Source organism: Bacillus sp. BB081, from assembly GCF_008368895.1.
In the GTDB taxonomy this organism is placed as follows: Bacteria; Bacillota; Bacilli; order Bacillales; family Bacillaceae_G; genus Bacillus_A; species Bacillus_A wiedmannii.
The window spans coordinates 20,761-33,759 of the sequence record NZ_QOZX01000025.1 but is presented as its reverse complement, the minus strand read 5'-3'; the positions used below and the strand labels follow the sequence as shown (position 1 = coordinate 33,759).

Sequence of the window (12,999 nt, the reverse complement as noted above, 5' to 3'; positions counted from 1 at the left end):
ATGATTCGGGGTACAGTTCACTTAGCTTTTAAGGCGTTTTTTTATTAGTTGTTATTTTGCTTTAACGGTTGTATGACTAGAAGCGACACTTTCATTATGCAATCGATCAACTGCAGTTACTACATACGTATACGTTTCTCCAGAAATAGCTGTTTTATCTACATAAATCTCTCCAAGTTTTGTTTTTCTTACAGTAGTAAGTAAATGTTTCGGGTTTTCTATATCCACTTCATTTTTTCCATTCACACGGTAAATGGCGTAATAAGCAGAGTCATTCTCTCTATTATCAATGATACCTACAGCAATACCTTCATCTCTTGGAATAGCACCTTTTAAAGTCGGTTGTTTTGGTGGATCATGATCAAGCCAAGGCATAGATGGGATTAATGCAGGATGTTTATATATGTCTTTTGAGAGTCTATCTTTAACTCCTAGTGGATTGTTATTCATATCTTTTAAGCTAAAATGCATACTACCTTTTATTTCAGGATATAGTCGGTTTAATGCAATTTGTCTTGGGTATTCTTCAGGATCAGACCAAGCTGGGACAGAATTATTATTAATTTTATAGGCCGCCTGACCGATGTATAGGTGAATCGGTTTATTATTTGTTTCTTTTACCCACCAATCTATTAATATGTCATATGCAGCTGGTGTGAAACCAATATTCCAATATATTTGCGGTGTAATGTAATCAATATAACCTTTTTGTATCCATTCACGTGTATCAGCATAAAGGTCATCATAGTTTCTTTGACCTGCAGTTGTGTTAGACCCAGTTGGATCGTCAGCTATATTTCGCCATACGCCGAACGGACTTATGCCAAACTTTACGTATGATTTTTCTTGTTTTATAGCAGTATTTAAACCTTTGACAAGTTCATTTACATTGTCACGTCGCCAATCTTCTATATTTGTAAATCTACCATTATTATACGTTTCGAACGTTTTTTGATCGGGGAATTCTTCACCAGCTACTTTATATGGATAAAAATAATCATCCATATGCAGCGCGTCAATATCGTAATTTTGTACGATTTCTAAAGCGCCTTCTGTAATAAATTTTTTCACTTCTGGAATACCAGGGTTGTAATATAACTTTCCTCCATAAGGTACAACCCAATCCGGATGCTGTTTTGCAGGGTGGTTATCCGATAATCGATTTATATCAGTGTGATTCATCGTTATTCGATATGGATTAATCCATGCGTGGAATTCTATATTTCTTTTATGTGCTTCTTCAATCATAAATGCGAGTGGATCATATCCAGGGTCTTTTCCTTGTGTCCCCGTAATGTATTCAGACCAAGGACCGTAATTGGAAGGGTAAAAAGCATCAGCGGTTGGTTTTATTTGTACAACAACTGCATTCATACCAGTGTTTTTTACATCGTCTAATAATCTAATAAACTCTTGTTTTTGATTTGCGATAGGTAAGCCAGTTTTTGAGGGCCAGTCAATATTAAGTACAGATGCAATCCATACAGCACGTAATTCATATTTTTTATACGTAGTATTTACTTCAGCGTAAGTAGAGTGAGGAGAAATGAAAGAGAAAGGAATAAAAAAGATGACGATACAACATATCACTAATAAACGTTTCATGATTATTTATACGCCTCCCTATTATATGGTTAGCTAATATGATATCCGAGGTGAGGTTGTTCTTACAATTGAGAAAAATAAATATTGAAACATTAATTTAATAGGGGAAATATTTTTAGTGAAATTTACTTTCAATATAACTAAATTCTTTTACTTCTTCATATGCTTCTTAGTAAAGTGAAACTTCCTTTCATTCGAAGGGGATAAATTATAAGTATAGGAGGATTAATAAATGAAGGTTTTATTCGTTTGTTCTGGAGGGATGTCCAGTGCAATTGTTGTAAACGCTTTAAAAAAAGAGGCGGAGAAAAAAGGTGTAAACATGGAAGTCCATGCCATTGGAACAAGTGAGATAGAGGAAGAAGTAAAGAATGGTTGGGACGTTGTTATGGTTGCACCTCAAGTAAGACATAGATTTGAATCTGTTAAAAAATTCGCTGAAGAGGAATCTATCCCGTGCGGTATCATACCGCCACAAGCATACACGCCGCTTGGCGGACCGACTTTATTAAAAACTGTAAATGATTTAATTCGTTAGGGGGAAGCGTTATGAATAAATTTGTCACGTTTCTTGATAGAAACTTATCTGGACCGATGGCGAGGCTTTCTGAACAGAGGCATTTACAAGCAATCCGTGATGGAGTTATTTCAGCGTTACCATTTATTATTGTAGGAAGTTTCTTTTTAATCGTAGCATTTCCACCATTACCGAAAGATAGTTTCATATCTGTTTGGGCATTAAAAAATCAAACAAGTATATTAATACCATATCGTTTAACGATGTTTATTATGTCTTTATATATAGCATTTGGAATAGGATATAATTTAGCGAAAAGTTACAAGCTAGATGCTTTATCAGGAGCACAGCTTGCAGTATGTTCATTACTATTAACATTAACGCCTGAATTAATTGATAAAAAAGGGTTTATGCTTCCGATGGCAAATCTCGGAGGTCATGGATTATTCGTGACAATGATTGTTTCTATTTTATCAGTTGAGATTTTAAGATTTTGTAAGACGAAAAATGTAATGATTAAAATGCCAGAACAAGTACCGCCGTCTGTTTCACGTTCGTTTGAAGCACTTATACCTGCTGCATTCGTTATTATTTTAATGAGTTTAGTAACTGTCGTTTTTAGTATTGATTTACATCATGTAGTTGATAAATTAGCGGCTCCGTTAGTAAAAGCTGGTGATAGTTACTTCGGTGTAATCATTCCAGTATTTTTAATTACATTTTTTTGGTCATTCGGAATTCATGGTGTGTCGGTTGTTGGAACTGTTGCCCGGCCATTATGGGAAGTATATTTAGGGAAAAATGGTGAAGCAGTTGCTAGTGGCGCAAATCAGTTACCATTCATTTCACCAGAACCATTATACCAATGGTTTATATGGATTGGTGGTTCTGGTGCGACGCTAGGACTTGTATTAGCTATGATTGTATTTGGTCGATCAAAATATTCGAAGGCATTATCAAGAACTTGTATTGTGCCTGGTATTTTTAATATTAATGAACCTGTTATTTTTGGATTGCCAATTGTACTAAACCCAATATTAATTATCCCATTTATCATTACACCACTAGTAACAGCAACTATTGCATACTCAGCAACTGCGATGGGGTTTGTTACACCAACACATATAATGCCTCCATGGACATTACCAGCTCCAATTGGTGCATATTTAGCAACAGGTGGGGATTGGAGAGCGATTGTACTCGTATTTATAAACATAACAATATCATTCCTTATTTATTTACCATTCTTTAAAATGTACGACAAAAACATGCTTGAAATTGAGAAAAATGGTGATGGGGAATCTGTTAATCCGTAAGTTTTATATTTTATTTTGAGTGATAGGCATTTTGTCTATCACTTCTTTCACATGAAGTTCAGAGAGGGTGAAATGGAATGAATATAAAATTTAGTTATAAAGGTGTATTTTTATTATTATTTGGAGTGATATGTGCAAATTTACTTTTTGTACCTTTATTAAGAATGCTACATTTATCACAAATGCATAGTATATGGCTCGTTACAAGCATTGCGGCAAGTATTTTGCTTACAGTAGTTGTTTCTTTCATTGATGGATCGTTCGCATCGAAAGCCCAGTTGTTTTATAGATTTATATTATTTTCCATCGGTTGTACGTTTGTAACTTACATGATTGTTTTTTAGTAAATAGGAGGTCATGCATGTTATGTATATTGCAGGGATAATGTCTGGTACTTCGTTAGACGGAATAGATGTAGCACTCGTTCATATAGAGGGGAGTGGTGTAGAGTCTAAGGTCAAACTCATCCATTTTATTACAGTTCCATTTTGTAATGATATGAAAAATGAGATCCAGCAGGCATTATCAATAGAAAATTCAAATGTACAACTCATATGCAGTTTAAATTTCAAACTCGGTTTATGCTTCGCTAATGCTGTAAGGGAAGTTTGTAAAGAGGCCAATTTTCCTTTGGGACAATTAAATTTAATTGGTTCTCACGGACAAACGATTTATCATCAGCCAAAGCACGATGGTAATATGATTCCTTCCACATTGCAAATTGGAGAACCAGCAGTTATAGCATATGAAACAAATACGACGGTTATTTCTAATTTTCGAACGATGGATATCGCAGCAGGGGGACAAGGTGCACCACTTGTACCATATTCAGAGATTATTTTGTATCGTCATCCAACTAAAAATAGACTACTACAAAATATTGGCGGGATCGGTAATGTTACCATAATACCAAGTCACCTAAGTGATAAGAACGTTATAGCTTTTGATACTGGTCCAGGTAATATGGTAATTGATGAAATGTGTCAAAGGCTATTTCAGTTGTCATATGATCAAAATGGTAAAATTGCAAAGCAGGGAGTAGTTGTAGATGAAATTTTGACATATTGTATGAACCATCCATTTTTGAAAATGAATCCACCGAAATCAACTGGTAGAGAACAGTTTGGAGAAGAATTTGTCAGTGAGTTGTTGAAGCGGTATGAAAGGCATAGTAAAGAAAATATAGTGACGACTGTCACGATGTTTACAGCAAGATCAATTGTTCATCAGTATAAGGAGTTTATTCTGCCATATTATGAAATCGATGAAGTGATTTTAGGTGGTGGCGGCAGTTATAATCGTACACTCGTTGAAATGATACGGAATGGATTGAAAGAAGAAAAATGTGCATTATTCCTTCAAGAAGATATAGGCTATTCTTCGGAGGCGAAAGAAGCAATCGCCTTCGCCATTTTAGCAAACGAAACGTATCATCGTAATCCGAGTAATGTGCCAAGCGCAACAGGTGCAAAGCAATCTGTAGTTTTAGGGAACATAACATTCCCTCCAATTTGAAGAGAATGAGGCGAACATATGAAATATATGATTGGAGTAGACGGTGGGGGAACAAAGACAGAAGCAATTGCATTTGATCAAGACGGAAGTGAACTTGAAAGGGCTACGAGTGGTTTTGGAAATATATTAATAGATTTTGAAGAAGCACTTTTTCATATTATGGAAGCGATTGATCAATGCCAGAGAGGGTTATTAAATGGGGATTGCGTTTGTATTTGTTTAGGATTAGCGGGTGTAAGTGGAGCAAATACGAATGAATTAACATTACGTCTAAAAAAGAAGTATGGAACACAAATTGAAGTTTTTAATGACGCAATGATTGCTCATGCAGCTGCTTTAAAAGGAAAGGATGGAATTTTAACAATTGGCGGTACAGGTGCGATTTGTTTAGGAAAGAGAGGGGAAGTGTACGAGTATAGCGGTGGATGGGGACATATTTTAGGAGATGAAGGAAGCGGATATTGGATTGCGTTACAAGGTTTAAAGAGAATGGCAAATCAATTTGAACAAGGAGTTCCACTTTGCCCATTAAGCTTAAGAATTCAAGAAGAGTTTCAACTTTTAACATCGTCTCATTTAAAAAGACTAGTATATAGTTTTTCAAAAGATAAAGTTGCAGCAATTGCACCATTCATTATTGAGGAAGCGAGAAATGGGAATGATGACGCACTTAAAATTATTTTGCAAGCGGCTACGGAATTAACGAGAATTACGGTGAATATTTACAATAAGATGCAGTTTGATTTATCAACTTCAATTGCAGTAAGTGGCAGCATATTGCATTTCGTTCCTGAAATATATGGTGAATTTAAGACATGCTGTGAGAAGAGTATAGGAGAAGTTACATTTGTATCACAATCAGAAACAGCAGTGAAAGGAACATATTATTTAATGAAAAATATATATTTTTAATAAATAGCTGTATGAGAATTTTTGTATGATTTGTAAATATATGATGTTAAAATGTATAAAGGGATGTAAAGCAAGAAAAGTACAATATACATAGTCATTGAATATTGTATAAGTAATCCCATGTAGAAAGTGAATGATTACATGATTAATAGTATGCAATTTTTGTGTTTGGTGGCTTCTTATTTATTTGGAAACATATTGACCGCTTATATAGTGACGAAATGGAAACATAATGTTGATATTCGGCAGGAAGGAAGCGGTAATCCTGGCGCAAGAAATATGGGGCGCGTATATGGAAAAGGGTATTTCGTCGCTACATTTTTAGGCGATGCGATCAAAGGGGCAATCGTAGTTTCTATTGCAAAATACCTTTTTGAAGATTCTACATTTGTAATGTTAGCTTTACTGGCTGTTTTACTTGGACATATTTACCCGATTTTATTTAAAGGCAAGGGTGGAAAAGGCATTTCAACATTTATTGGAGGATTAATTGCATTTGATTATTTAATAGCGCTTACCCTCGTTGCTGTTTTCATTATATTTTATTTAATCTTTAAAGGATTTACTAAGCCAGGACTAATTACAATCGCTTGTTTACCAGTTTGCATGATTTTGTATTCTTACTCTATTGTTACGACTATTTTAAGTGCACTTATAATTGTACTTATTTTATATGTAAATCGAGAATGAAATGAACTTTTTATAAGTGGAGTTAATCTCCACTTATAATTTTTATTAAATACATAAAGGAGATACAACATGGGGTTAATTTATAAAGTTGCTGATCAAGCTTGGGAATTTGAAAGTATACATAAGTTGAATTATAAAACATTTGTAGAAGAAATTCCGCAACATGAAGAAACGAAAGAGCGTGTTCGTATAGATCGTTTCCATGAAGAAAATACATATTTAATTTGTTTAGATGACGATAAGTTAGTAGGTATGGTTACTTTGCGAGGAAAACGACCATTCTCGTTAGACAATAAAATTCCAAATCTAGATTATTATTTGCAAGAACATGGAGAAAACGTATATGAAATTCGTTTACTTTCAGTAGAACGTGAATATAGAAATGGAAGAGCGTTGTTAGGTTTAATTCGCTTTTTACATCGTTATTTGCTTCTAAATGGATATGAATTGGCACTCATTTCTGCTACAACACGTGAACTACCTTTATATGAGCAAATGGGATTCAAATCTTTCCATACGTTAGTTGGTACAGAAGAAGCAGCCTTCCAGCCAATGTATGTTACCCCTGCTATGTTTGAAGCATCGAGTGTTGGGGGAATTATGACGAAAGAATATACGTTTTTACCTGGTCCAGTAGATATTGAAGAAAATGTTCGAAAGGCATTTTCTACTAAGCCTATTTCGCATCGTTCTAAGTCATTTCAAGTGACGATGGACAATGTGAAAAAACGGTTACTTCACATGACAAAAGCAAAGCATGTACAACTTATGTTAGGAACAGGGACGTTAGCAAATGATGCCATTGCTTTACAGTTACGTTCTTTAAAAGGGAAAGGACTAGTATTAACAAATGGGGAATTTGGTAATAGATTAGTTGGACATGCAGCACGCGCGCAATTACATTTTGATACGTATAAAAAAGAAATGGGAGAACCGTTTATTTATACCGAATTAGAAAAAATAATGGGAACTGGCAATTATGAATGGCTTTGGTTTGTTCACCATGAAACATCGACCGGAATGTTAAATGATTTAGACGAGCTAAATGTTTTAAGTAAAAAGTATAATGTGAAGCTATGTGTAGATTGTATCAGTTCGATTGGAGCAATACCGATAGACTTGAAGGATGTATATTTTGCAAGCGGTGTTAGCGGAAAGGCAATTAAATCGTTTACTGGATTATCTTTCGTTTTTTATAATCATAATGTGAAAGTAAACGAGACATTACCGGCCTATATGGACGTTGGTATGTACGAAGAAAATGACAGTATTCCATATTCTCATTCATGGAATTTAATTTATGCACTGCAAGAAGCATTAAAGAGATTTGAAGATGCAAAAGCATTTGAAAAAATAAACGAGACGTATGCATATATTGAACAAGCTATTACTAATATGGGTTTAAATCTTGTTTCACCTAAAGAACATGCCGCGCCAATTATAGTTACCATTCAATTAAATGAAAATCAGTCTTCTAAGGAGATTGGCGATGCGTTAGCGTTACAAGGATACATTGTTCATTATGAGTCATCTTATTTACAAAAGAATAATTGGATCCAAATTGCATGTTTAAATGATTATAAAGAACGCGATACGAAGAGGATGTTAAATTGTTTGCAAATGTGTGTATTACAGAGTGGGGTACATATATAAAGACTTTTTCTTAATATAGATGGTTTCGTATAAAGGAGTTGCTACATACGAAAACTTAGGAATAGACCATTGGAAGAGGTGTTAGTGTGATAACTAAAAAACTACCGTTACATATAGACGATATTAAAAAAGCTCAAACCATTTTAGACAGAAATGCTCGTAAAACGCCTTTAGTAAAATCATTTTATTTGACTAGTAAAACAGGTGGAGAAATTCACTTGAAATTAGAAAATATGCAATTAACGGGTTCTTTTAAATTTCGAGGTGCATTTAATAAAATGTCACAGCTAACAGATCAGGAAAAAGAGAGAGGAGTAATTGCTTGTTCCGCTGGTAATCATGCACAAGGAATTGCTTTATCAGCTCATTTACTTGGTATTAAGAGTAAAATTGTGATGCCAATTTCTGCACCTCAGGCGAAAGTTGAAGCAACTAGAGGATATGGATCAGAAGTGATTTTATATGGTGAAACTTTTGATGATGCGAAGGCAAAATGTGAGGAGATTATTAAGGAAACAGGTGAAACATACTTACATCCATATGACGATATAGAAGTAATGGCTGGTCAAGGTACAATTGGTTTGGATATTCTTGATGATATGTGGGATGTTGATACTGTCATTGTACCAATTGGCGGAGGTGGAATTATTTCTGGAATTGCTGTTGCATTAAAATCTTTTAATCCATCCATTAATATAATTGGTGTCCAAGCAGATAATGTTCATGGGATGAAGGCATCTTATGACAAAGGTACGATTGTAGAACATTATGAGGCGCCTACTATTGCAGATGGTTGCGCAGTTAAAATACCAGGGGAATTAACATTTGAAATTGTAAAAGAATTAGTAGATGATATTGTAACAGTATCAGAAGGTGAATTAGAAGTAGCGATGAAAGACTTATTACAGCGTGGTAAAGCTGTTGTAGAAGGTGCAGGTGCATTAGCTACTGCTGCTCTACTTGCAGGGAAAGTGGATACATATATTAAAGGGAAAAAAGTAGTCGCGGTTATATCTGGTGGAAACGTAGACTTGCAGCGCATTTCCAGTGTTTGTGAGCAATTTTTTGTAGCCAATGAAGTGAAATAGTATTTAAAAAACATAAATTTTATGGAAGAAGAGCTAAGACAACTAATCTTAGCTCTTACTTTTTGTCTACCGTATATTGAATTATTATATGTAATCGTCTATTTTCAAAGATAACTCAAATAATTATATCAATATTGTCGAAACGAAAACATAAATTTAATATAATAGTTTTAACGTGCTAATGAGCGGTTAGGAGGGCAGGTCATGAATAAAGAAGAACAGGTAATGAACGGTTTCAGGGAATTATATAATAAGATGGTTTGGCTTAATAAGGATAAGATGGAAGAAGGTCTTAAAGGTTTTAAGTCTTCTGAAGTACATTGCATTGAATATATTGAAAATAATACAGATTCTAACGTGACACAACTTGCAGAGGCTTTTTATGTGACTCGCGGTGCAATTAGTAGAATGACTAAGAAGCTCATAAACAAAGGACTTATCGAAAGTTACCAGAAATCAGAGAATAAAAAAGAAATCTATTTTAGGCTTACTGAACAAGGGAAAGAAATATATAAAATTCACGAAAAGTTGCACAATGAGTTTCAAGAGCGGGATAAAGCTGTATTTGAGCAAGTAACTGAGGCGGAATTCGACAGTATTATTAATTTCGTGGAAAAGTATAGTAGGCATTTGGATGCAGAAATAAAGAAACAAGGTATACATATTAAGTCGTAATAAAGTTGAAGCATTCGGGGATTAACGGGTAGTTAATCCCGAAAACTAACTTATTTTTCCGTTCATGTGGGATACATTTAAATAATAAAAAGGTAGCCTATTCACAGCATGGCTACCTTTTTATTATTTTATTTTTGTTGATTAATCAACAAAATAGAATTATCATTTTGTTGACAAAGCAACAAAATGTTTTGAGGGGAGAAGTTAAATGTCTATATTTAGATCACAAAATGAAACTGAAACAAACATTGATAAACATGCTTTAATATTCGGTCTTATTTCTGTATTTCTTTGTGGTATAGGTTTCAGTATCATCATGCCAGTAGTGCCATTCTTAGTGCAGCCTTATATAAGTAGTCCGGAAGAACAGGCTCTAGTTGTTACTTTACTGACCTCTGTTTATGCGGTCTGCGTGTTTTTCACTGCTCCTGTACTCGGAGCTTTGAGCGATAAATATGGCCGTCGTCCATTACTTTTAATATGCCTTTTCGGTTCTGCAATTGGGTACTTAGTTTTTGGTATAGGAGGGGCTTTATGGGTACTATTTGCTGGACGCATAATAGAAGGAATAACAGGCGGGAGTATCAGTACAATTTTTGCATATTTTGCAGATATCATTCCCTCAGAACAGAGAACGAAGTATTTTGGGTGGGTGAGTGCAGTGGTAGGTGCAGGAACTATTATCGGACCAACTCTTGGGGGATTACTTGCAAAGTTTGGTCATTCTGTACCTTTGTATTTTGGAGCGCTTATAACTTTATTAAATGTTTTATATGGGATGAAATATATGCCTGAGAGTCTTGAGCAAAATAATAGGTTAAAAGAAATTACTTTTGTAAGGTTAAATCCGTTTACACAGCTGGCAAACATACTTTCCATGAAAAACTTAAAATGGTTACTTGTCTCAGCGTTTTTACTTTGGATACCTAACGGATCTTTACAAGCAATTTTTACACAATTTACGATGGATACTTTTAGCTGGAAACCTGCACTAATCGGACTTATGTTTTCAATTATGGGCTTTCAAGATATCATTTCACAAGCTTTTATTATGCCAAAGCTGTTGATCAAGCTTAGTGATAAACAAATAGCAATACTTGGAATGGTTTCGGAGATTATTGGCTACAGTTTTATTGCAGCATCTGCTTTGTTTTCCCTATATCCTCTTCTAATCGTTGGGATGTTACTGTTTGGTTTTGGTGACTCAATTTTCGGACCTTCATTCAATGGGATGCTTTCAAAGTCTGTTGATTCTAGTGAACAAGGAAGGATTCAAGGCGGTAGCCAATCTATTCAAGCATTGGCAAAAATGATTGGTCCAATTATTGGAGGACAAATCTATGTATCGCTTGGTCATGCTGCACCTGCTTTTATGGGGATGATGCTTATAGTAGTGGCAATAGCAGTTTTGTATAGGGGGACGCATGTAACTGTATAAACTATCTGCACTAATATGGTCTTTCTTTATATAAGGATGTCTCTACGGGAATCTTTCCTGAATGAACTGAATAACAGATAAATATAAGAACAAATAATAGGGTGTCAGAACTTAGAAACAAGTACTGGCCCCTATTTGTTTACGGCTTGAGAGCTAAGAGAAATTAAGAATGTATTCTGTAATGCTCTCATGATGAAGGTTAAATAGAACTATCAATAATTAAAGTTAGCTTTTTTGAAAGTAAAAAGCTAGGTAAATGACTAGATGGTTTAATTATGCTTGTGCTGAAGTAAATAATGACTCCATTTTTACTTTGCTCTTCTCTCGAATTTCAGCGTCCGCATGGCGCATTACAAATTTATGCGCTATAGCAATTGCTAAAACATCATCTAATAAGCCAATCCCAATAATAGCAGCTATATCTGGAATGAAGTCGATTGTTAATACGTAATAGGTTAAAGCGGCTAATATTATGAATTTCGCTTTAGTAGGTAACCCTTTTTTTCTCATTGTGTAGTATAAAATAATACTTTCATATACGCTAGATTTCCCGAGGTTTGCTGAGCTTTTTTTGAATTTTTTCCAAAGTGTCTGTTTCTCCATATAAACACTCCTTTTACAAAAACATAGATTTTTTAAAAGGATAGACAAAAAAATGAAGGAATAATCAATTTTATTATTTATCTTATTGTATATTTCCATAAAAATAAGGAATTACCTGTTCAAAATAATAGAATGTTGGTTATGTAACGACTCACAGTGTTTCGTTACATAAGTATGTACAGTAAAATGTATGTGGATGATTTATTTATTATTAAACATTTAATAACGGGTATGGGGGAAGAAAAATGAAGATAAAAGAACTACCAATTGAATTCGAATATAACGGGGGAAAACAATGTATTTATCCGAGCTTACTTATATTAAACAAGGAATTAACTTTAGTAGATACAGGTTATATAAACTTTTTACCTTTAATTGAAGATGCAATTGTAAAACATGGGTATGAGATGAAAAACTTAAAAAATATAATTATTACTCATTATGATGATGATCATATAGGATCTTTATATGATTTCAAAGTGAAATATCCTTACATTAATATTATGGCTAGTGAAATAGAATCCAACTACATAAATGGTGAAATAAAATCGGAGAGACTAGTTCAAGCTGAAGAAATGTTAGAACGTATGCCAATTGAAGAGAAAGAATTTGGTGAGTGGTTTATACAACACTTAAAAAATATAAGACATATTTCCGTCGATGAAAAAGTATATGATGGTCAAATGATTTTGAGTGATGAATGTCAAATAGTAGCGACCCCAGGACATACTTCGGGGCATATTTCATTATATTTTCCAAATTTAAATTGTGTAATTACAGGGGATGCGGCCGTTCAAGATAATTGTGAATTAGAAATAGCTAATCCGGATTTTTGTTTAGATATAGAAAAAGCAGAAGAATCTTTAAAGAGAATTAAAAACCTTAAAGCCGTAAAGTATTATTGCTATCATGGAGGAAAGCTTACTGTATAAAATAATAAAAAAACGATCTTTCCCATATCGAAAAGATCGTTTTTTTAATTCATAG

13 protein-coding genes are annotated in these 12,999 nt (G+C 34.1%); 11 read left to right on the top strand and 2 right to left on the bottom strand.

Annotated features, from left to right (window positions below; all coding sequences use genetic code 11):
- Window positions 1-51: 51 nt before the first annotated feature.
- Window positions 52-1,611, bottom strand: a complete 1,560-nt coding sequence (locus tag DN394_RS14085) for a glycoside hydrolase family 10-like protein (protein WP_033658764.1) — start codon at window positions 1,609-1,611, stop codon at window positions 52-54.
- A 226-nt stretch (window positions 1,612-1,837) separates the two neighbouring features.
- Here DN394_RS14085 and DN394_RS14080 point away from each other — a divergent pair, with 226 nt between their 5' ends.
- From DN394_RS14080 to DN394_RS14035, 10 genes are all read left to right on the top strand, one after another.
- Entirely contained in the window at window positions 1,838-2,143 is a 306-nt protein-coding gene (locus DN394_RS14080; protein WP_000865896.1) for a PTS sugar transporter subunit IIB, read from the top strand.
- Between the two features lie 11 nt (window positions 2,144-2,154).
- The gene (locus tag DN394_RS14075; RefSeq protein WP_001032304.1) at window positions 2,155-3,438 is read left to right on the top strand and encodes a PTS sugar transporter subunit IIC; all 1,284 of its coding nucleotides are present in this window, start codon (window positions 2,155-2,157) and stop codon (window positions 3,436-3,438) included.
- A gap of 77 nt (window positions 3,439-3,515) precedes the next feature.
- Window positions 3,516-3,782, top strand: a complete 267-nt coding sequence (locus tag DN394_RS14070; RefSeq protein WP_001021974.1) for a hypothetical protein — start codon at window positions 3,516-3,518, stop codon at window positions 3,780-3,782.
- A 22-nt stretch (window positions 3,783-3,804) separates the two neighbouring features.
- Window positions 3,805-4,953 (top strand): anhydro-N-acetylmuramic acid kinase AnmK, encoded by a 1,149-nt coding sequence (anmK, locus tag DN394_RS14065; RefSeq protein WP_048566410.1) that lies wholly within the window; start codon window positions 3,805-3,807, stop codon window positions 4,951-4,953.
- 18 nt (window positions 4,954-4,971) lie between these two features.
- Window positions 4,972-5,865, top strand: coding sequence for a BadF/BadG/BcrA/BcrD ATPase family protein (locus DN394_RS14060; protein WP_098704985.1), 894 nt, complete (start codon window positions 4,972-4,974; stop codon window positions 5,863-5,865).
- Between the two features lie 141 nt (window positions 5,866-6,006).
- Entirely contained in the window at window positions 6,007-6,555 is a 549-nt protein-coding gene (plsY, locus tag DN394_RS14055; protein WP_048566408.1) for a glycerol-3-phosphate 1-O-acyltransferase PlsY, read from the top strand.
- A 69-nt stretch (window positions 6,556-6,624) separates the two neighbouring features.
- Entirely contained in the window at window positions 6,625-8,208 is a 1,584-nt protein-coding gene (locus DN394_RS14050; RefSeq protein WP_098149470.1) for an aminotransferase class V-fold PLP-dependent enzyme, read from the top strand.
- 86 nt (window positions 8,209-8,294) lie between these two features.
- Window positions 8,295-9,296 carry a bifunctional threonine ammonia-lyase/L-serine ammonia-lyase TdcB gene (gene tdcB / locus DN394_RS14045; protein ID WP_064056601.1) on the top strand — a complete coding sequence of 334 codons (1,002 nt, stop codon included), beginning with the start codon at window positions 8,295-8,297 and terminating at the stop codon, window positions 9,294-9,296.
- Window positions 9,297-9,500: 204 nt separating this feature from the next.
- Window positions 9,501-9,971: a MarR family transcriptional regulator gene (locus DN394_RS14040; protein WP_048566405.1), complete on the top strand. Its 471-nt coding sequence runs from the start codon at window positions 9,501-9,503 to the stop codon at window positions 9,969-9,971.
- Between the two features lie 208 nt (window positions 9,972-10,179).
- Window positions 10,180-11,409, top strand: coding sequence for an MFS transporter (locus tag DN394_RS14035; RefSeq protein WP_064449135.1), 1,230 nt, complete (start codon window positions 10,180-10,182; stop codon window positions 11,407-11,409).
- A 273-nt stretch (window positions 11,410-11,682) separates the two neighbouring features.
- Here the strand turns inward: DN394_RS14035 and DN394_RS14030 are convergent, their stop codons facing one another.
- Entirely contained in the window at window positions 11,683-12,012 is a 330-nt protein-coding gene (locus tag DN394_RS14030) for a YkvA family protein (protein WP_048566403.1), read from the bottom strand.
- A gap of 245 nt (window positions 12,013-12,257) precedes the next feature.
- Here DN394_RS14030 and DN394_RS14025 point away from each other — a divergent pair, with 245 nt between their 5' ends.
- Window positions 12,258-12,944, top strand: a complete 687-nt coding sequence (locus DN394_RS14025) for an MBL fold metallo-hydrolase (protein WP_048566402.1) — start codon at window positions 12,258-12,260, stop codon at window positions 12,942-12,944.
- Window positions 12,945-12,999: the final 55 nt, after the last annotated feature.

Bases quoted from the DNA above. Each gene is read 5' to 3' on its own strand.
- DN394_RS14080 (WP_000865896.1), top strand. From the start codon at position 1,838: ATGAAGGTTTTATTCGTTTGTTCTGGAGGGATGTCCAGTGCAATTGTT.
- DN394_RS14075 (WP_001032304.1), top strand. From the start codon at position 2,155: ATGAATAAATTTGTCACGTTTCTTGATAGAAACTTATCTGGACCGATG.
- DN394_RS14070 (WP_001021974.1), top strand. From the start codon at position 3,516: ATGAATATAAAATTTAGTTATAAAGGTGTATTTTTATTATTATTTGGA.
- anmK (WP_048566410.1), top strand. From the start codon at position 3,805: ATGTATATTGCAGGGATAATGTCTGGTACTTCGTTAGACGGAATAGAT.
- DN394_RS14060 (WP_098704985.1), top strand. From the start codon at position 4,972: ATGAAATATATGATTGGAGTAGACGGTGGGGGAACAAAGACAGAAGCA.
- plsY (WP_048566408.1), top strand. From the start codon at position 6,007: ATGATTAATAGTATGCAATTTTTGTGTTTGGTGGCTTCTTATTTATTT.
- DN394_RS14050 (WP_098149470.1), top strand. From the start codon at position 6,625: ATGGGGTTAATTTATAAAGTTGCTGATCAAGCTTGGGAATTTGAAAGT.
- DN394_RS14040 (WP_048566405.1), top strand. From the start codon at position 9,501: ATGAATAAAGAAGAACAGGTAATGAACGGTTTCAGGGAATTATATAAT.
- DN394_RS14035 (WP_064449135.1), top strand. From the start codon at position 10,180: ATGTCTATATTTAGATCACAAAATGAAACTGAAACAAACATTGATAAA.
- DN394_RS14030 (WP_048566403.1), bottom strand. From the start codon at position 12,012: ATGGAGAAACAGACACTTTGGAAAAAATTCAAAAAAAGCTCAGCAAAC.
- DN394_RS14025 (WP_048566402.1), top strand. From the start codon at position 12,258: ATGAAGATAAAAGAACTACCAATTGAATTCGAATATAACGGGGGAAAA.